This is a genomic window from Gemmatimonadaceae bacterium (assembly GCA_016720905.1).
GTDB lineage: Bacteria > Gemmatimonadota > Gemmatimonadetes > Gemmatimonadales > Gemmatimonadaceae > Gemmatimonas.
The window spans coordinates 466,566-489,014 of the sequence record JADKJT010000001.1; the positions used below are offsets into that span (position 1 = coordinate 466,566).

The 22,449-nt window shown below is 64.3% G+C and carries 19 protein-coding genes; 10 read left to right on the forward strand and 9 right to left on the reverse strand.

Features of this window, described 5'->3' with window-relative positions; all coding sequences use genetic code 11:
* Positions 1-8 precede the first annotated feature (8 nt).
* The 6 genes from IPP90_01955 (at position 9) to IPP90_01980 (ending at position 7,375) form a co-directional block, all read left to right on the forward strand.
* A complete protein-coding gene (locus tag IPP90_01955) occupies positions 9-1,520 on the forward strand; it encodes a hypothetical protein (protein ID MBL0169478.1) in 1,512 nt (503 codons plus the stop codon).
* 63 nt (positions 1,521-1,583) lie between these two features.
* Positions 1,584-2,621 carry a BMP family ABC transporter substrate-binding protein gene (locus IPP90_01960; GenBank protein MBL0169479.1) on the forward strand — a complete coding sequence of 346 codons (1,038 nt, stop codon included), beginning with the start codon at positions 1,584-1,586 and terminating at the stop codon, positions 2,619-2,621.
* A complete protein-coding gene (locus IPP90_01965) occupies positions 2,618-4,141 on the forward strand; it encodes an ABC transporter ATP-binding protein (protein ID MBL0169480.1) in 1,524 nt (507 codons plus the stop codon). The genes IPP90_01960 and IPP90_01965 overlap by 4 nt, the downstream gene beginning before the upstream one ends.
* A 2-nt stretch (positions 4,142-4,143) precedes the next feature.
* Positions 4,144-5,244, forward strand: a complete 1,101-nt coding sequence (locus IPP90_01970) for an ABC transporter permease (protein ID MBL0169481.1) — start codon at positions 4,144-4,146, stop codon at positions 5,242-5,244.
* On the forward strand, positions 5,241-6,119 hold the full coding sequence (locus tag IPP90_01975) for an ABC transporter permease (protein ID MBL0169482.1): 879 nt from the start codon (positions 5,241-5,243) through the stop codon (positions 6,117-6,119). Before IPP90_01970 ends, IPP90_01975 begins: the two co-directional genes overlap by 4 nt.
* Entirely contained in the window at positions 6,116-7,375 is a 1,260-nt protein-coding gene (locus IPP90_01980; GenBank protein ID MBL0169483.1) for an MFS transporter, read from the forward strand. The genes IPP90_01975 and IPP90_01980 overlap by 4 nt, the downstream gene beginning before the upstream one ends.
* Positions 7,376-7,517: 142 nt before the next feature.
* Here the strand turns inward: IPP90_01980 and IPP90_01985 are convergent, their stop codons facing one another.
* From IPP90_01985 to IPP90_02020, 8 genes are all read right to left on the reverse strand, one after another.
* Entirely contained in the window at positions 7,518-9,080 is a 1,563-nt protein-coding gene (locus tag IPP90_01985) for an SDR family oxidoreductase (GenBank protein ID MBL0169484.1), read from the reverse strand.
* Positions 9,081-9,179: 99 nt separating this feature from the next.
* On the reverse strand, positions 9,180-9,530 hold the full coding sequence (locus IPP90_01990; GenBank protein MBL0169485.1) for a copper chaperone PCu(A)C: 351 nt from the start codon (positions 9,528-9,530) through the stop codon (positions 9,180-9,182).
* A gap of 106 nt (positions 9,531-9,636) precedes the next feature.
* Positions 9,637-10,473, reverse strand: a complete 837-nt coding sequence (locus IPP90_01995; protein MBL0169486.1) for a metal ABC transporter permease — start codon at positions 10,471-10,473, stop codon at positions 9,637-9,639.
* Positions 10,470-11,414, reverse strand: coding sequence for a zinc ABC transporter substrate-binding protein (locus tag IPP90_02000; protein MBL0169487.1), 945 nt, complete (start codon positions 11,412-11,414; stop codon positions 10,470-10,472). Before IPP90_02000 ends, IPP90_01995 begins: the two co-directional genes overlap by 4 nt.
* A gap of 14 nt (positions 11,415-11,428) precedes the next feature.
* The gene (locus IPP90_02005; GenBank protein MBL0169488.1) at positions 11,429-12,775 is read right to left on the reverse strand and encodes a hypothetical protein; all 1,347 of its coding nucleotides are present in this window, start codon (positions 12,773-12,775) and stop codon (positions 11,429-11,431) included.
* Positions 12,776-12,903: 128 nt separating this feature from the next.
* The gene (locus IPP90_02010) at positions 12,904-13,245 is read right to left on the reverse strand and encodes a hypothetical protein (GenBank protein ID MBL0169489.1); all 342 of its coding nucleotides are present in this window, start codon (positions 13,243-13,245) and stop codon (positions 12,904-12,906) included.
* A gap of 44 nt (positions 13,246-13,289) precedes the next feature.
* Entirely contained in the window at positions 13,290-14,195 is a 906-nt protein-coding gene (locus tag IPP90_02015; GenBank protein ID MBL0169490.1) for a peptidoglycan DD-metalloendopeptidase family protein, read from the reverse strand.
* Positions 14,192-17,197 carry an aminotransferase class III-fold pyridoxal phosphate-dependent enzyme gene (locus IPP90_02020; GenBank protein MBL0169491.1) on the reverse strand — a complete coding sequence of 1,002 codons (3,006 nt, stop codon included), beginning with the start codon at positions 17,195-17,197 and terminating at the stop codon, positions 14,192-14,194. Before IPP90_02020 ends, IPP90_02015 begins: the two co-directional genes overlap by 4 nt.
* 40 nt (positions 17,198-17,237) lie before the next feature.
* Between IPP90_02020 and IPP90_02025 the strand changes: the two genes are divergently transcribed.
* Together IPP90_02025 and IPP90_02030 are read left to right on the forward strand one after the other, a co-directional pair.
* Positions 17,238-18,497, forward strand: coding sequence for a hypothetical protein (locus IPP90_02025; protein ID MBL0169492.1), 1,260 nt, complete (start codon positions 17,238-17,240; stop codon positions 18,495-18,497).
* Positions 18,494-18,847 (forward strand): hypothetical protein, encoded by a 354-nt coding sequence (locus IPP90_02030; GenBank protein ID MBL0169493.1) that lies wholly within the window; start codon positions 18,494-18,496, stop codon positions 18,845-18,847. The genes IPP90_02025 and IPP90_02030 overlap by 4 nt, the downstream gene beginning before the upstream one ends.
* Positions 18,848-18,854: 7 nt before the next feature.
* On the opposite strand, the gene IPP90_02035 is transcribed toward IPP90_02030, so the two are convergent.
* A complete protein-coding gene (locus IPP90_02035) occupies positions 18,855-21,500 on the reverse strand; it encodes a carbohydrate binding family 9 domain-containing protein (protein MBL0169494.1) in 2,646 nt (881 codons plus the stop codon).
* A 200-nt stretch (positions 21,501-21,700) separates the two neighbouring features.
* Here IPP90_02035 and IPP90_02040 point away from each other — a divergent pair, with 200 nt between their 5' ends.
* Entirely contained in the window at positions 21,701-22,024 is a 324-nt protein-coding gene (locus IPP90_02040) for a YegP family protein (protein MBL0169495.1), read from the forward strand.
* Between the two features lies 1 nt (position 22,025).
* On the forward strand, positions 22,026-22,433 hold the full coding sequence (locus IPP90_02045) for a DUF302 domain-containing protein (GenBank protein MBL0169496.1): 408 nt from the start codon (positions 22,026-22,028) through the stop codon (positions 22,431-22,433).
* Positions 22,434-22,449 lie beyond the last annotated feature (16 nt).

Sequence of the window (22,449 nt, forward strand, 5' to 3'; positions counted from 1 at the left end):
TGACATTCATGATTCACCCACGCACCGCGATCGGATTGTTCGTAGCCGCCGTACTGCTAGGATGCGGCGGCGGTGATGGTCCCGTCACTCCCGCGCCGACACCGGCGATTGCGGTGGCCGTGGGCAGCAGCCTGTCAGCGGTACGCGGGGCCAGCGGCAACGCGACCGTCACCGTCACCCGGAGTGGCGGGTATGCCGGCACGATCACGCTGACCGCGTCCGGAATGCCGAGTGGTGTGACGGCGACATTCGATCCGGCCACACTCGCCGGTACCGCGACGACGAGTGCGCTGACCGTGACGGTGAGCGGCGGCGCAGTGGTCGCGATCAGCACCATCACGGTGAGTGCGAGCGGCGCCGGTGTGTCGACTCAGACCGCCGTCTTCACGTTGAACGTCGCGTTGCCGCCACCGCTCGCGCTCGCGTCACTTGGCCTTGGCGGGGTTGCCGATCGCTATACGGCCGAATTGTGGGTGCGTGGCACGACCGCGTACACCACTACTTGGGGGACGCGCAGCGGCACGGGTCGTGGCAACGCCATCAAGCTCTGGGACGTGAGCGCCAACACGCCGACCCTGGTCGATTCGCTGATCGTGGCCAACGCCAGCACCCTTGGCGATGTCCAGGTATCCGACGACGGGTCACTGTTGGTGGCGGCCATCGAATCGAATCCGAACGGCGGGCTGGCGGTCTATCAGCTGGACAGTCCGCGCTCGGCGCGATTGCTGGTACGAACCACTGGTGGCGAACTGCAGTATGGTGTGCATACGGCAGAGATCGCGCGCGTGAACGGGGTGCTGTACGCGTTCTGCGCCATCGACCCGGCCAACGGCGTGCCGGCGCGTCTCGTGATCGTCAGTCTGGCCAATCCCTCGCAGCCCACCACGGTGGCCTCACTGCAGATGGGCTCCCCGTACATCCACGATGTGTTCGTCCGTGACGGTCTGTTGTTCACGGGCGAATGGAATAGTGGACTCGGCATCTGGGACATCGGTGGCGGTGGGACGGGAGGCACGGTCGCCGTGCCCAAGCGGCTTTCGTTCGTCGCCACGCAGGGTGGCAAGGTCCACAACGTGTGGTGGTATCATGATCCGGTCGCGAACAGCAAGCGCTACGTGTTCGTTGGCGAAGAGGGGCCGGGGGTGATTGGATCCAGTTCGGTGGGCGACGTGCATGTTGTTGACATCTCCACCATCACCGCACCGACGGAAGTGGCGCGCTACACGGTGGCCGGCGGCGGCACACACAATTTCAGCGTCGACGAGGCCAGTGGATTTCTGTACGCCGCGTACTACAACGCCGGCGTGCGCGTGCTGGATGTGCGCGGTGACCTGGGCACCTGTGTAGCGGCCCAGAAGACCACCGACGGGCGTTGCGACCTGACGTTGATGGGACGAGAGAAGGCGATCTTCAACGGCAGCGGGTCGGTGTACGTGTGGGGGGTGCACTGGACGCCGAGCGGACTCTTTGCCAGCGACATGCTCAACGGGCTCTGGCGCATTGCGCCGGCGAGCCGATAACACGCGCGGAAGGAGCGTTCTGCCCCTTCCGTCCCCCTCGTCCGGCGGCGAACCTTCGTGGCCATGCGTCGGACTCTTTTTCTGATCGGGGCGCTCCTCGTCGCCCATGTCGCCTTGCTGGCGGTTACGCCCTCTGGCGCGACCAAGGCGGACAACACCGTGGGACTCGACGTCGGCATCGTGTTCGATGTCGGTGGTCGCGGTGACAAGTCGTTCAACGACGGCGCGTACCTGGGTGGCGTGCGGGCGGCCCGGGATCTTGGCGCCCGCGTGCGGTACATCGAACCCGGTGAGGGCTCCGACCGCGAAGCGGGGCTGCGATTACTCGCGGCCGAAGGACTCGATCTGGTCATTGGCGTCGGATTCATCTTCAGCGATGATGTCAACACGCTGGCCCGGGAGTATCCCAACGTCCGCTTCGCCGACGTGGACTACGCGGTTTCCACCGACAGCGCGGGCAATCCGCTGCCGATGCCCGACAACCTGGTGGCGCTCAAGTTTCGCGAGGAAGAAGGGTCGTTTTTGGTGGGCGCATTGGCCGCGCTGGTGGGCAAGAGCAAGAAGGTGGGGTTCATTGGCGGCATGGACATCGCGCTCATTCACAAGTTCGAGGCGGGCTATCGCGCCGGCGTGAAGCACGTGTGTCCCGACTGCGAGGTGCTGGTGGCCTACGCTGGCGTGACGCCGGAAGCATTTCGCAATCCTGGCAAGGGCAAGGAGATGGCGCTCAGCCAGTACAGCCAAGGCGTGAACGTGATCTTCCACGCCTCGGGATCCACGGGCCTTGGGGTGTTCGAAGCCGCGCGTTCTGCGGGTAAGCTGGCCATCGGTGTCGACGCCGATCAGTACAGCGAAGCGCCGGGCGTCGTGCTCACGAGCATGGTGAAAGGCATCGATGAGTCGGTGTTCCAGGCCGTGAAAGCGGTGAAGGAAGGGCGCTTCAAGGGCGGCATCCAGCAGTTCGGGCTCGCCGAAAAGGGTGTTGGCTACGTCTACGATGCCAACAACAAAGCGCTCATTCCCGCTGCGGTGCGCGGGCGACTCGATCAGCTGACGGCGGAGATCATCGCCGGCCGCATCAAGGTGCCGAGTACACGATGAGCACCCGGGACTCGGCTGTGCACATGGACGGTGTGGCCAAACTGTTCGGGCCGGTGGTGGCCAATCGGCAGGCGTCACTTGATGTCGCCACGGGAGAGATTCACGCGCTGGTGGGCGAGAACGGCGCCGGCAAGAGCACGCTGATGCGCGTGCTGGCCGGCATGTTTGCGCCTGATGCCGGCGTGGTGCGGGTGAATGGTCGCGATGTGACCGGATGGTCAACGCACGAAGCGATTGCCGCCGGCGTGGGCATGGTGCATCAGCACTTCATGCTCGTCCCCACGCTGACGGTGGCGGAGAATGTGGTGCTGGGGATGGAGCCGACGCACGGCGTGCGCGTGGACATGACCCGGGCCATCGCCGATGTGAAGGCGTTGTGCGTCAAGTGCGGCCTGCATGTTGATCCGTTGGCGAAGGTGGCCGACCTGAGTGTCGGCGAGGCACAGCGGGTGGAGATCCTCAAGGCGCTGTATCGTGGCGCCCGCATCCTCATTCTTGATGAGCCGACGGCCGTGTTGTCGCCGCCAGAAATTCGTGACTTGTGGGACGTGCTTCGCACGCTCAAGGCGGACGGCGGGACGGTGGTGCTCATCACGCACAAACTGGATGAGGTGATTGCCGTGTCCGACACCATCACCGTGATGCGCGCCGGGATGACCGTATCGCGTTTTGCCACCCAGGGCACGACGCCGCGTGACATTGCGCGAGCGATGGTGGGTCGTGACGTGGCACTGGCGCTCGACACGGTGACGGCACCACGCGCGGCGTCGACGGCAGCCGCGGTGCTCCGCGTATCGGGCCTCACGGTGAAGTCCGACCGCGGCATGACGGCAGTGAACAACCTGTCGTTTGACATAGCGCCCGGAGAGATTTTCGGCATCGCCGGTGTGGAAGGCAACGGGCAAACCGAATTGCTGGAAGCGATTGCCGGGCTGCGCGCTCCGATGTCCGGATCGATTCTGCTGGGCAGCCAGGATATCACGGCGCTGACGGTGCGCGATCGCGCGGATGCCGGGCTGTCGCACATTCCGGAAGACCGTCATCGTCGCGGACTCATTCTCGAGTATTCCATCGCCGACAACCTGATCCTTGGCCGTCAGCACCACTTCGCGTCGGCGCGCGGTCTCGATGCGGCCCGCATTGCCTCGCATGCGGCGCAGCAGGTGCAGGCGTTCGATATTCGTCCGGCGGTAACCACGCTGCCGGCGCGCGCGCTGTCGGGTGGCAACCAGCAGAAGGTGGTGATTGCCCGCGAGATGGGGCGCGCGTTTACCGTGTTGTTGGCGGCACAGCCCACGCGCGGTGTGGACGTGGGGGCTATCGAGTTCATTCATGACCAGCTGCGAAAGGCGCGGGCGGAAGGCAAGGCGATTTTGCTGGTGAGCGCCGACTTGCCCGAGGTGATGGCGCTATCCGATCGCATCGCCGTGATGTACGGTGGTCGGTTTGTAACCGTGATGGCGGGCAGTGATGCCACGACCGAGAAGCTCGGGCCATTCATGACGGGAGCGGCGGCATGAAGATGGACCGCGCCGCGCTCCTTGAGAACGTGCTGCCGATAGTCGTGGCACTGGGCATCGCCGCTGTTGTTGGCGATCTGCTCATATTGTCGTTTGGCGAAGCACCGGCCACCGAGTATCGCCTGCTGGTGGAAGGCACGTGGGGCAACGCGTACGGCATTGGACAGGTGTTGTACAAGGCCACGACGCTGACCTTTGCCGGTCTGGCGTTCGCCATGGCGGGGCGCGCGGGACTGTTCAACGTCGGTGCCGAATCCCAGTTGGCGATGGGCGGTTTCGCCGCGGGCATCATGGGGTTGCTGCTGCCAGCGGGCGTACCGGCCGTGATCGGTATGCTGTTGTGCCTGATCGCGGCGGCGTTCGGTGGCGCCGCTGTGGCCGCCGTACCTGGTGTACTGCGTGCGCGTTTTGGCGCCAGCGAAGTGATTGTCACCATCATGCTCAACTTCGTGGTGCTTGCCCTGCTCAACTGGCTGGTGTCCGCAAAGATTCATGTCACCGAAACGCTGCATACGCCGCCCATCAATACCGGCAGGGTGCCGCGACTGGCCGACATGTTCGACGCCTTCCACGGCAGTGCGGCCAACTGGACGCTGCTGATCGCCATCGCCGTGGCGCTGTCGAGTTGGTGGTGGTTGTTCCGCACGCGCGGGGGGTACGAACTGCGCGCCGTGGGCCTGCAGCCCGATGCCGCCGAATACGGCGGCGTGAATGTGAAACGGGTGCTGTGGACGTCGATGTGTTTGTCGGGCGCACTCGCGGGCATGGGTGGCGTGAACTTCGTGCTGGGTTACAAGGGCTACTACGAGGAAGGCTTTGCCGGCGGCGCGGGCTTCCTTGGTATCGCCGTGGCGTTGGTGGGGCGCAATCATCCGTTGGGCATTCTGCTGGCCGCCCTGCTGTTTGCCACGCTGTCGCAGGGTGGACTGGCGGTGAATGCGCTGGTGCCCAAGCAACTCACCGATATTCTCACCGCGGTCGTGATTTTGGCCGTCGCGACTGCGGTGCCGGAAGTGCAACGACAGATGCGCGCTGCGGCGGCCAGTGCGTTGGCCGCGCTCAATCGTTCGGCCGCGACGCCGAGCGCGGAGCGTGACGCATGAACGCCATCGCGTTTCTGCTGCAGACCATCCGCATTTCCATTCCGTACCTGCTGGCAGCGGCCGGCGGCGTGATGTCCGAGCGCGTGGGTGTCATTGCCTTGGGTCTTGAAGGACTGATGCTGTCGGGTGCCTTCGGTGCCGCCATGGGCAGCTACTACGGCGGCAGTGCATGGATGGGGTTGTTGGGTGCGCTGGTGGCCGGACTCGTGATGACCAGCGTGTTGGCCGTGGCCACCCTGCGCTTCAAGGCCAATCAGGTGGTTGTGGGTGTGGCGATCAACCTGCTGGTGGTGGCGGTCACGCGATTCTTTTTGCGACTGGTGTTCGATAGCGCCAGCAACTCGCCGCGCGTGCCTGGATTCGGTGGTGAAGGCGCGGCCAACGCCATGCTGGCCAGCTTCGCCAACCCGGTGGTGTGGATTGGGCTGTTTGCGCTGCCCGGGCTTGGTTGGCTGTTGTACCAGACGCCGTTCGGTTTGCGCGCGCGCGCCGTGGGAGAGAAACCCGAGGCGGCCACCACGTTGGGCATCGCGGTCGGCCCGCTACGCCTCAAGGGATTGCTGCTGTCGGGCGCGCTCGCCTCGCTGGGCGGTGCGTATCTCGCACTCGATCAACATCAGTTCACCGATGGCATGACCGCCGGCCGTGGCTTCATTGCGCTTGCCGCCGTGATTTTTGGACGGTGGGAACCCATGCGCGTCGCGGTGGCGTGCCTTCTCTTTGCCGGTGCAGAAACCTTGCAGATCCAGTTGCAGGGCGCGCAACTCGTGCCCAGTCAGTTCGTCGAGATGATTCCCTATGTGCTGACCATCATCGCACTGGCCGGTGTGGTGGGGCGCAGTGTTGCGCCAGCGGCGCTGGGAAAGACCGAGTGAGCGAATCCCTGGTGACACGAACCGGCGAACACCCGACGCAGGAGCCGGAGAAGAGCGCGTTCGGCAAGCTGGTCGTGCTGATGGTGACGGCGTTCATCGACATGCTCGGCCTGTTGATGATTTTGCCGCTGCTGCCGTTTTACGCCAAGAGTCTTGGCGCGGGCGGCCTGATTGTGGGACTGTTGGTCAGCGCGTTCAGTGTTGCGCAGCTCATCAGCGCACCCATTTGGGGTCGGTTCTCCGATCGCTATGGACGGCGTCCGGCCCTGATGGTGGGACTCGGCGCCAGCGCCATTGCCTATGTGGTGTTCGCCTACGCCGACAGTTTGTGGTTGTTGTTCCTGTCACGCATTGTGCAGGGTGCCGGTGGCGGTACGGTGAGTGTGATTCAGGCCTATGTCGCCGACGCCACCAAGCCGGAAGATCGCGCCAAGTCGCTGGGCTGGTTGAGCGCGGCCACCAACGCCGGCGTGGCGATTGGGCCGGTCATTGGCAGCTGGGTGCAGCACTGGAGCACGCATACGCCGGGTCTCGTGGCGGCGGGATTGTGTGTGATCAACATGGTCTTTGCCTCGCGCTATCTCACCGAGGCGCGAAAGCCGTCAGGGGCGCCTGGCCTCAATGCCGACGGCACGAAGACGGTGCGCAAAGGCAGTCGGGAGGCCGTGATGCGCGTGATCAGCCATCCGGACGAACCGGCATCACGGCTGATTCTCATTTACGCGATCGCCATTGGCGCGTTCCAAGGCACGACGTCCATCCTGGCGCTGTTCCTTTCGTTCCAGTTCGGCGTCACCGCGGACACCATCGGCTACTTCTTCTTCTACATCGGCGTGTTGAGCGTCTTCGTGCGCGCGGTCATGCTGGGACGTTTCGTGAACTGGGCGGGGGAGCCCAAGCTCAGTCGATGGGGCATCATGTTTCTCGGCGCCGGGCTGGTGGGCATCGCGTTCTCCACGAATTACGTGACGCTGGCGCTGGCCGTCGGCCTGTTGCCACTGGGCACGGCCTTCACCTTCCCGTGCGTCACCGCGATGCTGTCACGCGTGGTGAGCAGCGCCGAGCGCGGGTTGTACATGGGCGTGCAGCAGACGTTTGGCGGCATCACGCGCGTGGCGTTTCCGGTGCTGTTCGGATTGGCCTTTGACAACATCGGCAAGGCCAGTCCGTTTCTGATCAGCGCGACGATGGTGTTGGCGACGTTGTTGCTGGGTCGGGATCTGGAGAAGTACTCGCCGCGGGCTGCCAAAGCGTAGGATCTGCGGGTGGCCGTGTTTTGAACCGCGAAGTTCGCGAAGTACGCCAAGTACTGACTTTGACTCAGTTTGGTTCTTCGCGAACTTCGCGAACTTCGCGGTTCAATCTTTCGATTCATCGCGCCGCGCAGAACTCGCCGAATTACCAGTCCGTCGGCCGATAGTCCTTGAGGAACACGCCCCACTGATGCACGCCGCTGTTGATGCCTGCAATGATCGGATCGACAATGCGGGCGGCGCCGTCCACGATATCGAGCGGCGGATGGAATCGATGATCCGCAACCTTTCGCGCCGCCAGTTCCACCGTGTCCTCGTCGGTCACCCACCCCGTGTCGACGCTGTTCATGTGAATCCCGTCCTGCTGATAGTCCGTGGCGGACGTGCGGGTCATCATGTTGAGCGCCGCCTTGGCCATGTTCGTGTGCGGATGACGGGTGGTCTTGTTGTTGCGGTAGAACTGTCCTTCCACGGCCGACACGTTGACGATGTGCTTGTCGCGGTTGGCGGTGCGCATCATGAGCGGCTTGAGTCGCGCATTGATGATGAACGGCGCAATGGCATTCACGAGTTGCACTTCCAGTAACTCCACGCTGGGCACCTCGGCCATCAGCAGTCGCCAGGAGTTGCGGTCGCGGAGATCCACCTGCTGCAAATCCTGATCGAGTTGTCCTTGGGGAAAGAGTCCCTGCTGGGCGAGCAGTTCCTCCGGGAGCAATTTCACCTGCGACAGCGCCGCCGCCTGCGTGAGGCCAATCGCGTCGAGGGCGTGCGGCTCACGCGTGGTGGATACGCCCGCATTCGACTGGGCTTCGGGCAGCATATGATAGCCGCGGAGCCCCTCGTACGTGCCCAGGACCTTGCGTTGCTCCGCGGGCAGCGACTGCAGCGGTGCCATTTCGCCTTCCATCATGTGCGCGTAGAAATCGGGCGGGCGGCGCACCGTCTGGCAGGCATTGTTGATGATGAAATCCAGGCGGTCATGCGTGTTGAGCAGCTCGCGACAGAACGCTTCCACGCTTGGCGTATGTCGCAGGTCCAGCCCGAACAGCTCGAGCCGATCGCTCCATTGCGCAAAATCCGGTTCCGCGGCGTAACGAGCCGCCGAATCGCGCGGGAAACGCGTGGTGACAATCAGTCGTGCGCCGCAGCGCAGCAGCTTGAGGCCCGCCTGATACCCAATCTTCACGCGGCCGCCGGTGAGCAGGGCGGTTCGACCGGTGAGGTCGGCGAGTTCTGTGCGTTTGGCGAAATTGTACTCCGCGCACGGGCCGCACATCTGGTCGTAGAAGTGGTGGATGGTGGTGAACTTCTGCTTGCAGATGTAGCAGTGCTGCGGCACGACGGCTTCGCGGACTTCCAGATCGGTGTCGATGTCCTGCGGTGTGAAGTGGTCGGGTGGATAGACATTGGGCGTGGTGAACACCGGCTGCCGCCTGAGCGACCGGATTCCCGTTTCATGCAGCACCCCATCATCACGCGCGGCCGCCGCCGCCTTGCGCTCGCGCACGGTGGCCTTGACCATTGCGCGCCGGGCTTTGGCATCGGGATGAAAGACCAGCGCGACCGCGTCAAGGAACGCCTGGCGTTCCGTGGGCGGGAGCGGCACGAGGAGTGCGCGATCGGCACCGATGCGCTGCAGCAGCTCCGTCGCGGCGCAGAGCTGCTCGCGGAACGACGCTTCGGGTGCAGGCGGATTGGAGATCAACGCGGTATCGTCTGGGGTCACACGCACGGTCCTGACAGGTCGGAGTCAACGAGCGGACAGTCAAGATCGCGAAGTTCGCCGCGCACCGCGAGCCTTTGGTTACGGCGTACGCACGAACGCAGTCACGTGCAGCACGCGACCATCGGTCAATATCAACTCCAGCAGAACTGAATCGGCGACCGCAAGCGGCCGTCTGAGTGAAGAGATCATCAGATGTTTCGCGCCAGGCTTGAGGACGAGGGAATCGCCCGGCGGAATGGCCTGCGGCGCCATCAGCGGCGACATGTGCACCATGCCGCTCATCACCATGGATTCATGCAGCGAGACCGAGGCCGACACGGGCGAGGTCACGGCGGAGAGTGCAATGGCCGCCGTGTCGCGGTTCACAATCACCAGATAGGCCGCCGTGGTCGCGGCCGAATCGGCCGGTCGCGCCCAGGCGTCGCGCACTTCAACAATCGCGACAGGTTCGGGACCGCGGCAGGCAAGTGCGGCGGCCAAGGAAATCGCGATTCCGCTGCGTGTCAGCGTTTGTCGGCGGTTCGTCAAACAGCCGCTACGCCTTCCGGAGCGACGCATACATACTCACCAGAATCAACAGCAACCCCGACGCGCACACGATGGCCGCCCCGGTTGGCAAGTCCATCTGATACGAGGCCGTGAGCCCCAGCAGACTGGCAGCGGCCGCGATGACCCAGCCCACCGTGAGGCGACTCATCCACCGCTGGGCCAGCATGACGGCACACACGGCCGGCACGATGAGATAGGCAAACGTGAGCAACACGCCCGCCACCCGGACAAAGCTGACCACCACGATCGCAAACGCCGCATAGAACAGGAAATCCCACAGGCGCACCCGCATGCCCCCGGCAAAGGCCTCATCCGGGTTGGACGAGATCAGGGCGAACCGTTTGTGGAACGTCGCAAAGAACAGCGCGAGCAGCACGAAGACCCCGGCGCGCTGCATCACCTCCAGTGCCGTCACGTTCAGGATATCGCCCGTCAGCAAGTGCTCGAGTTCTTCCTTGCCACCCGCCACGCGACTCAACATCAGGATGACGCCGGCGGCGGCCACCACGAAGGTGATGCCGATGATGGCCTCCTGCGGCACGGGACGCTTCTGACTGCTGCGCGACCAGCTGAACAGCGCCGCCGCCCCGAACGTGACACCCAGGGAAATCCAGAACGAAATGCGGTCGTGGAAGTCGTAGCCCATGAGCAGCGCCACACAGGTGCCGAGGGTCGCCACCTGGGCCAGTGCCAAGTCGACAAAGATCACTTCGCGCTTCACCACATGCAGCCCCAGATAGACCAACAGTGGCGGCAACAGCAGGCACGCGGCCAAGGGCCACTTCATCACCTGCCAGACCACCTGGAGATCGACTGGAATCATTTCTTCTCCTGCAACGCGGTGGACAACAAGGTCACGATATAGTCCATCAACTGAAAATACGTGCCGGTCCCGTCGATGGCCCCGGGCTGCTGCGCCATATCCAGCACGGTCGCGTCGGTCTGACGCGCCACGGTCTCGGCCGTCTTTCGATTCTGGTACGGTTGCACCAGAATCACCCGCGCATTCTGCGCCTTCATCGTGCTGATCACCTGCGCCAGATGCGCCGGCGAGGGCGCAATCCCGGGCTTGGCCTCCAGCGTTTCCACGACCTCGAGATTGAATCGCTCCGCCAGGTATACGAAGTCCTTGTGATAGGTCACGATCTTCGCGCCTTTGAACGGCGCCATCTGCTTGAGCCACGTAGCCAGATGCACATCCAGTGTGGCGTCGAACTTCTTCAGGTTGGCCCGAAACAGGTCCGCCGACTTCGGATTCACCAGGGCGAAATGCTCGGCGATGGTTGCCGCGATCGTCCGGACGTTGATCGGATCGATGAGAAAGTGGGGATTGCCCAGGGCGTGCACGTCACCACGCGCGCGGTCCAGCGTGGACGGCACGTCCAGCATGCGAATGCCCTGTGACGCCACGATGCGCCCCGGGGCGCCGGTGGCGATGCGATCGTTGCGGGCGCTCTCCAGCAGCGGTGGCAGCCAGCCAATCTCGAGATCCGCCCCACCTTCAATGAGCACGTCCGCGCGGTTGAGCGTGACAATGTGGCTGGGCTTCGCATCCACGAAGTGGGGATCTTCCGTGGCTTTCGCCAGTGCCTTCACTTCCACCGCATCACCGCCAATCTCGCGTGCGAGCGCTGCCAGATCGGGCGTAGTAGCGACCACGTGAATAACGGCGGCTGGAGGCGGCACGCGGCTTGCCGATGTGGCTAGGCTCCACGCGGCAATCGGTGCAAGGACCGACAGATGCAGGAACGATATGATCTTCATGACGGGAGTCGCCTCTAGAATTTGTGTGCGGAATGCGCGCCAAGGAGGAACTCGTACTGGACCCAGACGGAGTGATCGACGCCGAGTCCCGGCCGTTTTCCGTAGTTGTATTGCAGGCGCAACTTCGAGTATTCGCTGGGATACCAGGTGACGTTGGGCGACACGCGGTACTTGTCGACGCGCAGGGGCGGTGCGAAGGCGTCTTCGTCACCGCTGGCGACATCCCCGCGCAGTCCGACCACCAGGAGCGGTTTGATACCCCACAGCAGCTGTGCGTACACGCCCTTGTCGCGAAGCGTTTTGCCCGGCAACGCCGTGCCGGGGTCGTCGACCGATGTGCGCAGCGCCGCATCGTAGGTGCGAACCAGTGCTTCCGTCTGCAGCGACACAAACGGAAATCCCTGCGACGCCCTGGCCGATTTCCACTTCCAGTACACATCGGCGCCGGCAATCCGCGTATTGGCGCGCGGACCGGAGTTGTTCGGACCCAGTGCCCCCGATACGCCCACCAGAACAGTTTGCGTTTCCGTGGGATCGAACGACGCAGCGAGTCGCGGCGCGATCAACAGGTCCCGCATGCCATCCACGCCCCGATCGATGGGTACCCCGCCGTGAATCTCCGACGACGCCTCGGACCGAAAGCTGTGCGTCGTCCCGCCGGCACTATTCGCCACCGTCAGCATGGCCTCGGCATAGAACGGCGTGGGCGCCAACCATGACAGACGCGCGCCCTGGCTGCGCAATCCTTCCGCGCCGAACATGCGATTCAGCACCAGCGGCTGATCAACGAATGACCAGGCGTGTGGATGCTGCGGATTCTGTCGGCCGAACTCGGTGAAGAACTGGCCTGCCTTGATCTGCAGGTTGTGCGGCAGCGACGTGGTCACGAAATACATCTCCTCCAGTTCGATACCGGTCTCGCCGTTCTCATCAAGCTTGAGGACGATGTTGCTGAACCCCTTGAAGTACGGATCGATGACACCGTCCAGCGCGATCTCGGCGTTGGGAATGGAGAAGCCGCGCACCTTGGGATCGTGATCCCCGCGTTCAATGGATCGCACGTTGCGCAGTGACGACCACCCCATGTCGCCGAGCCCGTCGAAACTCATGTTCATGTAGCTCCCGCTGGCGCGGGCCTGTGGCGCCGTGGTCGGCGGCGGCGCAGCCTGCGCACCGGCGCGTGTCAGGCTGTCCATGCGGGCCTGCAGTGCCTGCATCGCGGTCGCCAACGAGTCGAGCGTCCGTTGCGTGCGTCGTACTGAACTGTCCGGCACTTGTTGGGCAGCGATGGGAGCAGACCATCCCGCCAACGTGATGGCCGCGGCGGCTGTTGCCCGGACCATTCGAAAAGGCGTATCCATGCCTGAAGTCTCATGAAGGTGCACCTCATCGACGAGGGCGCGTTCACGTGCGCGCAGAATTCGTCGATCGAGTCGAACCTGGGGCGAGAGTCTGGAACACAGCGCGTCAGACGACGCGCGAACAGACGCTAGCCGACGCGACCGGGCGCTGGGGGCGCTCGGGGCGCCGCCTGCGTTCGGGGTTCGCGATAGGGCGGGACCTCCGCCACTCGACGCATCGCATGTGACGCGCTCAACAACACCGCCGGATCGACCGCGTGACGGATTGAGGGAGCCGTCATGTGGCTGATGGCGCACGATGCGCAGGTGGCTTCGTCGTGCGCGTAGTGGCTTTGCGAGCTTCCGGCTGGCTCCACATGGGGACCCATGCGGGCGCTCGTTCGCCAGTGATCCAGCGGTCCGGCAATCACCCCGAACAGTTGAGCTACCGCCACCAGCGCCAGCACAAATCGCCCCGCGCGCCCGAGCACTCGGGAGGCGGATCGATGGGCACGGGGGGAGACGTCGAGGCGTTTCACTGTAAGGGAACGTACCCGCCACCAAAAGCGCTGTCGAGCAGCGACTGCGGGTCGACCGTCACGGCGCCGTAGCGGGCGATGAAGTGCAGGTGTGGTCCGGTCACGCGGCCGGTCGCCCCCACCAGTCCCAGCACGGTCCCACGCTCGACCGTGTCACCGGGCGCGACGCGTTGCGCACTCATGTGCAGGTAGGCGGTGACCATGCCCGCGCCGTGGTCGACATACACCACTTTGCCACCAAGGTAGAAGTCGTCCACCAGGCGGACCACGCCGCGGTTGGCGGCATGGATCGGCGCGCCCATGGTCCCGGCGAAGTCGGTGCCCATATGGCGCGAGGTAACCGTGCCATTGAATTCACGACCGCCGCCAAAGCGACTCGTGATGCGGCTGGCGCGCGGCGGACTGAACGGGCGCGACCAGAGGCGCGGCGTGTCGTGTGCCAGCCTGGACACGTCAGCCGCGCGTGCCGACTCACGCTGTTGTCGCGCGATGATCGCGGAATCGGGCGGCGCGGAGAATCTCGGCGCGACGCGCAGATGCTCGATCGCATACGCACCGCGTGCCAGAGCCAGCCGCACGCGGAGCGTGTCGCGCGTGACGTCTGTCACACACTCGACGACCACTTCCAGTGATGCCGAATCGATTGGTGCCGGTGCGAACGACACACGCCGTCCGGCCGTATCACGTGAGAAGTGCAGCGCTTCGCCAGCGACGCGCCCCGAAAGCTCAGTGGCCGCCGCGGCACCCGTCACCCGCACGACGAACAGCGTTCCCCGTTTCGGGCGCGCCGGTATGGTGCTCATTCGCACCAACGGGCCGCATGCCACCGGCCCCCGCGGCGCGGTATCGCCCGCAGCCAATACGACGATGGCGGCCGCGAACCGCGCCGCCATCCCGCTCACGTCATCTCCCGCAGTGCCTGACCGAGCGTCTCCGCCACGCGATCGGCATCCGACAACTCCAGCGACATCGGACCTCGCATCTTGATCACGTTGTGGTGCGGCCCGTCAGTACCCACCAGTACCCCAAGCGCCCGCATCCGGTTCACCACCCAGCTCGCCTCGCTCGCCGCCGGCGCCCGCGTCTCGCGATCGCGCACCAGTTCGACTCCCAGAAACAACCCTGATCCGCGCACATCGCCAATCAGTTCGCACTCGCCTGCCGTTGATCGCAGCCCCTCCAGCAAGCGGTTGCCGACGGTCAGCGCCTGCGCCTGAAGGCGCTCGTCGAGCGTGACCTGCAACGTGGCGCGCCCGGCGACGCAGGCCGCCGTGCTGCCACCGAACGTGCTGAAGAATTCCATGCCATTGTCAAACCGATCGGCAATGGCGCGCGTGGTGATCACCGCCCCCATGGGGAATCCATTGGCGATTGGCTTGCCAAGCACCACAATGTCCGGAATGACACCCTGCGCCTCGAAAGCCCAGAAATGCGTACCAATGCGTCCGAATCCGGTCTGCACTTCGTCGGCGATGCACACACCGCCAACGGCGCGAACGCGCGCGTAGACATCGGCCAGAAATCCGTCAGGCAGCATGATCTGGCCGCCAACGCTTGGACAGCTTTCCGCGATATAGCCGCACAGTCCGCGACCGCGTTGTGCCACGCGCTCAATGGCCGCGCCCACCTGTGCCGCAAACCACGGCCCCGGAGCACCCACCACCTCGCGATTGCGGTACACATCGGGAATCGGTGACGTCTGTACCCAGTCAGGCGCGCCCTTGCCGCCCGGACCGGCGTGTTTGTACGGGCTGATGTCGATGAGCGTGGTGGTGTGCCCGTGATAGGCGGAGTCCATCACAATCAGATCACGCTGCCCCGTGTGCGCCCGCGCGAGCCGCAACGCCAGTTCGTTGGCTTCGCTGCCCGATGCCGTGAAGTAGCACACCGTGAGCGGATCGGGCAGCAAGGCGGTCAACGCATCGGCATACTCGACCAACTGTTCCTGCAGATAGCGCGTGTTGGTATTGAGCACCGCCAGCTGTTCGCTGACGGCCCGCACCACGCGCGGGTGCGCATGGCCGACATGAGCGACGTTGTTGTAGCCGTCGATGTAGCGGCGTCCCACTTCATCGAACAGATACTGCTTCCACCCGCGCACGATATTGAGCGGCGCGGCGCCGTACGAAATGCTGAGATTGGCGCCGATGTGGGCGCGACGAGACGCCGCGATGGCCGCGACGGACTGGTGATGCGGCAGCCGGCTGTCCGGTATGCCCAGCAGCAGGTTGGGGTCTGGACAGAGACTGCGCCAGACCACTCGCTGACTGGCCTTCACCGCCCCGTCGACATTGCACGGCACGTCCAGCATGTCGGTGATGAGCTGCACGTGCACATGCTGCCACCAGTCGCCGTTGGTTGGCGCGCTGCCGATGCGCGCGAACTCGGTGCCCTTGGGAAGGACCTGACCCACCTGCAGGCCGTCCAGCGAGTCGGGCGTCAGGTGCCCGTACAACGTGAAGAAGTCCACCGCGTCAGGTCCGGTGGTTCGATGCCGCAGCACGATGACCGGTCCGTAGTCATGATGCCGGTTGGCGAATTCGAAGCCATGCACGACCCCGTCGAGCGGCGCGTACAACGGTGCGCCGACCGCGAGCGAGAGATCGAGACCCATGTGAATCGTGCGCCGTTCGTTCGACGCAGGCTCGCCGGTCCACTCGTACATCACGCGCGCCTCATCGTAGCCGCCCGCACCGACGATCGCGCCGTGCTCGGCGAGCACTTGCCGCACACGACGGTCCACCTCGCCCGGCGTATTGTCGGCTGCGTTGCTGGACAACAACGTGCCACCAACACTCAAATCGACTGGCGCGACAGGCGACGTTCGCAGGTCATGCCCCGTGAGATGCGCGAATTCGCCGGCGTGTGCCTGCAGCCATCCCACCACGCGTGATGCGTGGGGCACAGGCGAGAGGCCACAGGCTGCCCGCAGCGTGTAGTGCGCAAACCGCGGATGAATGGCCGCCAGCCGTGGCAGCGTGATGCCGATGGGCCCCTGGCTGATGCCGAGGTACTCGACACCCGGGCGCGCCGCCTGCTGGGTGGCCGCCACGCAGACGCTGGTGCACAGACGCATGCACATCAGGCTGTACAGTGCCGCAATCTCATCGTCCGTGAGTGGATACTCGGCGTGATAACCCGCCGCGACCGCCGACGCAGCGGCCAGTGGATCGTCGGCGCTGAGCGCCACGTAGGCCATGGCGATGGCCACGTCGTTCACGCTGTGACTCACCACCATGTCGCCGAAATCGATGATACCGGTGACCGTTTGTCGCGTCGAATCAACCAGCAGGTTGTAGTCGTTGGGGTCGCCGTGAATCAGGCTGCGTCGAAACGTCGGGAGCAGGGGCAGAACGGTGACGCGATGATAGTTCGCCATTTGCGCGACGTGCGCACGCAGCGACTCGTCGACCACGCGCTCCAGGTTGGCATCGATGACATCCAGTGCGTGCGCCAGATCCCAGTGAAATCGGCGGTCGAAGGCAGGCAGATGAAGGTCAGCCAACGCGGCATCCAGCCGCCCGAGGGCTCGTCCGATATCACGCCGCAAGGCGTCGGTGTGCAACGGTGTGTTGCCCAGCGTCCTGCCGGCGAGACACGTGATCAGGCGAAGGCGGTATGGGCCGGACTGCGCGATCTCCTGGTCGTCACTCGTGCGGACAACACGCGGGCAGAGGTCCGTCGCCGCGACGTGATGCATCACGGCGTTCTCCGCTTCCAGCACGGCGCGCTGCTCATTCGCATTGGCGATTTTCAGCACGAAGCGCTTGCCGTCATCGCGTTCCAGCAGGAAGTTCTGGTCGCGTTCGCTGGTCAGTTCGCGAAGAGTGCCGCGAACACCGTAGCACTGCGACGCCAGTTGCGTCGCGTTCTCAGCGGTCAATCGGGGTACGCCTGTCATCATCGCAGTACGTTATCGCAGTACCTTCCGCACCGCGAGCAGGTTGCCCGCGCCCCGGCAACCGCCCAAGTTCCGCTGGGTGTTCCTGTCCACCGCACGCATCGCCGCACCGCCCCTACATCCGTCGGCGTTGGCCCGCCGTTGGGCCGTGGTCGCGCTCGGCGCCACGCTCCTCAGTGGCGCGTGGCTGCGCGCGGCCATCGCGTGGCCATCGCTCGCCGGCGGCATCAACGTGCTTTTTGGCGTGCATGCGCACTCGCATGTAGCCTTCTTCGGCTGGGTGGTGCTGGCCGTCGCGTCGATAGCCGCCCGGCAAGTGACGTGGACCGCACGGTCAATGACGCAATGGCGATGGCTCGTTCATGCGTTGGGTGTCCTCGCCATCGTGGCTCTCGTGGCGTTCGCGTACACGGGCTATGCCGCGCCAACCATTGCGCTCTCTGCCGTTCACGTGCTGTTGTGGATCCCGCTCGTTCGTCTGGCGTGGCCACTGCACCTCGCAACCGCGGCGGAGCGCGCCTGGTGGCGCGTCGCGTGGATGGCCCTGCTGGCGGCAGGTACGGCGACGCTCATTCCCGGCGTGCTTGCCGCGCGTGGCATTCGCGACGGCTGGTGGCGTGAGTTCGGCATCAAGCTGTTCCTCGCCCTCTTCCTGAACGGTTTCGCCGGGCTGTCGGCAATGGGACTCCTTGCGGCAAGCGGCACGCTGAATGCCCGGCAGGTCCGGTGGGGAGCATGGGCGCGCCGGGCCATCGCGGCTTCCTTGCTGCCGCTGGCCATCCTGTACGTCGCTGCACCACCTCCGATGCCCGGGCTTGTCTGGGTTGGCCGAGCCGCCGTTGGCATCGTCGGCGCCGGTACGCTGTTGGTGGTTATTCTTGCGTGGCCCCGCCCCCAGGCGGGATGGACCCGCCTCGCCATTCCGGCGTTTGGCATCGCCGGTGTACTCGAAATCATGGCGGCCACCGGTGTCGGCTCACAATTGATGCACGATCGGCCCATTACCATTGCCTTCACGCATCTCATGCTGCTGCTCGCCGTCAGTCCCATTCTGGCCGCCACACTCGCATGGCCACGCGTGGCCGTCCGACGACCGGTCATTGCCGCGTGCGGGGCTGGCGCGATGTGCGCCGCGCTCGCGGCCTACGGGTGGCCTTGGCTGGGCGCCCACGCCAGCGCCGCAGGCCTCGGTCCGATGCAGCTACTGACTCTCGCGGCGCTGGGCGGACTTCTCGCCGCCGGCGCCTGGCTTTCGTTGCTTCCGCTGCTATTCGGCGCGCATGCGCCGGAGGAACCGGTATGACATTTCTGCTTGTGCTGCCAACCATTCTGGCGCTGCTCACGCTGGGAGCGCATTTCGCCCGATATGGACTCTATCCCCTCACGGCGCTGCTCGTCGCGCTGCTGCCGCTGCTGTTCATCGGCCGCCGCTGGGTGGCGCGCGTGATGCAGGTGGTGTTGTGCATTGCGGCGGTAGAGTGGGTGGCGGTGCTTAATGACCTTGTGACAGAGCGCGTCATGGAAGGGCAGGACTACCGCAAGTCGGTATTCATACTTGGCGGAACGGCGCTGTTCACGCTGGCGGCGGCGCTATTGTATCAGACGCCTCGTTTGCGGCGTCGGTACGGTGCGGGCAAGGCAGACGAGGCGTGACGCCAGTTCAGTGCCCGCCCACCGGGAACCAGTAGCTGAGCTTCATGGCGAGATAGTTGTCGCCACCGGCACGTGTGGTGTTGCGCAGGTCGACGAATCGCGCTGGCTCGCCAAGCGCCTCGGACGCGCGCCGATTCTGCTGCCACACGAGAAACAGTGTGCTGCCGGCGTTCCATTCCCACCGCAGCACGACGTTTGATCGGAACGACAGCACGTTGAAATCGCGATTCGACAGCGTGAAGGGTGCGCCCTGATCGGCGATTGCATACGACCCGTCGTCAGCGCGGGTAATGCTGGACCCTTCGGTGCCATACGTTTTCAGCGCATGTGTGCGAGGCGCCCGCAACTCACCGATGCCGTAGTAGTGGCCACTGGCCACGAACGGCTCGCCATACCCCTCCAACGTCAGCGACGGAGAAAATGCGTAGTTCAGGCGCGTCTTCATGGACGCCGTCACCCGATCTACATAGGCAAAGAGATAGCGGCGCCCATAAGTTTCGGTCGACGCCGCGTTCTCCACGCTGGTCACGTACTGCCGCGCGTCAGTGCTGGTGGTGTAGCTCGGTTCAAGCGTGGCCTGCCACCGCGGCGCCGGACGCACGGTGACACTACCGCCGAGTGTCAGCCGATGTCCGCCCATGACGTCGGTGTTCCAGTTCGCGCTGGCGCGGTAAAACGTACGGCCACCGAACGGACTGTTGATGCGCACCTCCTGCCCCGCCGAGAGCGCGGTCGACATCAGCGGCCCACCGCGGGTAAGCGCGTCGTCCAGCGTGGGCAAGTCGACTTTCGAGTTCACGTTGAGCGACCACAGGTTCCTGAAGGTCAACGACGTGTTCTGCGTCAGCTCACTATTGGTGTGATTGCCGCCGTAGTTGTAGGCCCCCTTCGTGGCAAATCCGAGCCGCCAGTTCTGGAAGTACGGTCCGGGCTGAGTCTCTCGCACTTGTATATCGGCGTTGTACTCGATGTCGTCCGACGACTGCACGCGACCTACATCGTTCACTTCATAGCCGGGCGATTCGGTCATGACCTGCGCGCCCCACAGGATGTGCCGCCCTGCATCCTTGTCGGCACGAATGCTGGCCGTGTAGCCCTTGAGTGAACGCAGCGCGGAATTGTAGCCCAGGTATCCGCCATCCGGTCGCTGGAAGAAGTGCGCGCTTGAGCGCTGCACGCGCGCCATCGCCAATGAGTCACCGGCGACGTAGCTGTACCCCGCCCAACCGCTGACGGCATAGCGGCCTTGCTGCATCCGGATGCGCCAGTCGATGCCACCGGCCATGGCGTCGCGTGAGAGCACGGAGGCGAGTTGCGGCAGGTCACTCATGTTGCGACGCATCGACGTAAAGCTTCCACCAATGGTTGACGCTTGCGTCCCGATCTCTTGCTGCAGGCGCACCACGGCGTACTCCGCTTGCGGTTCGACCGACACGCGATTCGTGGAAAGGCTGTCAAGATCGAATACGCGCGCTTCGGTGCGGCCGGTGACGGCGGCCAGAGCGCCAACGGACAGACGCGACCTCGTCCGTCCGGTCACCTTGGCGGCGCCGAGAATCGTGCTGGCGTGCGGCTGATCGGTGAAGTCACCGGACGCCGAGAGATGCGGGGCCGAGCCGATGCGACGCGAATAGAAGTAGTTGGGTCCCTCGACGCGCAGCAATTGTGCGCCTTCGGTGAAGAAGGTGCGACGCTCTTCCACGATGGTCTCGAAAGCCGACAGATTCACCTCGGCGGGATCGGCCTCGACTTGGCCGAAATCCGGATTCACCGTCGCATCAACTGTGAGATTCGAGCCGATGCCGAACTTCGCATCAAGGCCAGCCCGCGCCTTGGTCGGATTGCGGAACGGATTGAGCGCATTGGACACCGCCGACTTGGTCGCATCGGCCGCCATGTACGGCAAAAACTCCGTCGGCCGCGATGATTTCACGCCCGAAATGCCTGACAATGTCCCGAAACGCGAGATGTACCCGTTCTCGCGACTCGGAATCACGATCCATTGGAGATCTTCGTTCTTGTCCGGCATCCAGCGGTCCATCTGGAAGCCCCACTCCTGCACCTCGGTCGTGGGGAATCGCACTTGCGAGAAGGGAATGCGCATCTCGGCGGTCCATCCGAGCGAGTCGACCACCGCATTCGCCGACCAGACGGGATCATACTGGCTTTCGCGACCGCGATTTTCGTCGTCTTGCGAGTGGTGGAAATCATTGCGGACACCGGCGGCGGACACTTCGAACGCATATGCGGTCCGCCGATCGCGATGGGTGTCAAACGTCACCTGCAAGCGTTCGGCGTTGCCCTGTCCATCCCGACGGGTCACCGATCGCGCTATGTGATCAGGCCGTTGACGAAACATGCGCGCCCCGACGTACAGCGCGTCGTCATCGTACCGAATGAACACCTGAGTGCGCTCCGAAGGGGCCGCGCCTTCGATCGGCCGCTGCTGTTCGAAATCCTCGATCGGCGTCAGTCCAGCCCAGGCCGGATCGTTCAGTCGACCGTCGATTCGGGGAGCGGGCGTGGAGGCGAGCCTGCTGGCCAGGGCCCGTTTGGGAGAGGCTTGGGCGCCGGCGGAGTCGACTACCGACAGTATAGCGATAGCAACGTACCACTTCAGGCGCAGGAACATGCGCAAACGCAGATCGGTCACAGTGCTGTTTTCGGGGTTCACTTTTTGTTCAACGGGTGCCCGACAGCATACGCACACCAATAGGACCTCGTTCAGCCTTTACCGCGGAAATCGTCGGGCTGTCCTGAGTTCTCTGGTCCTGCGTAGGGATTTCCGCCATTGTGGGGCGGTATGGTCCCGACAGACTCTTCAGTGATCAACGACTCACCTTCGGAGGTCACATGTCCGGTTCCTATCAACTCAAGCAGAACGACAAGGGGCAGTTTTCCTTCGCGCTTATGGCGGCGAACGGCGAGACGATCCTGCGCAGCGAGCAGTACGAAAGCAAGGCGGCGGCGGAGAATGGCATCGCGTCGGTCCAGAAGAACAGTCCGCTCGACGAGCGGTTCGAGCGCAAGGACGCGACTGACGGCCGTTTCTACTTCAATCTCAAGGCGGCCAATCACCAGATCATCGGCACCAGCCAGATGTATGCCAGCGCACAGAGCCGTGATGCTGGCATCGAATCGGTGAAGGCCAACGGGCCCACCACCGCCGGAGTCTGACATGACGGATTCCATCGGCATGGCCATTCACCTGGCCGTGCCCTATGCCGAGGCCGTGCAGCGCACCCGCGATGCGCTCAAAAGTGAAGGATTTGGCGTGCTCACCGAAGTCGACATCCAAGCCGCGTTCAAGGAAAAGCTTGGCCGGGAGTTTCGCCCTTACGTCATTCTGGGCGCGTGCAATCCGCCGTTGGCGTTCACGGCGCTCAGCGCCGATTCGCAGGTGGGATTGCTGCTGCCCTGCAACGTGACGGTGGAAGCGGCCGACGATGGAGGCTCAATGGTGCGTCTGGTCGATCCCTTGAGCCTCTTGGCGGCCAGTGCGTTCGGCGCATCAACCGCCATCAGCGACGTCGCGGCCGACGCACATGCGCGACTCACACGGGTGGCAAAGGCGCTCGGCGGCTAGTCCGGGTCTTCGACTG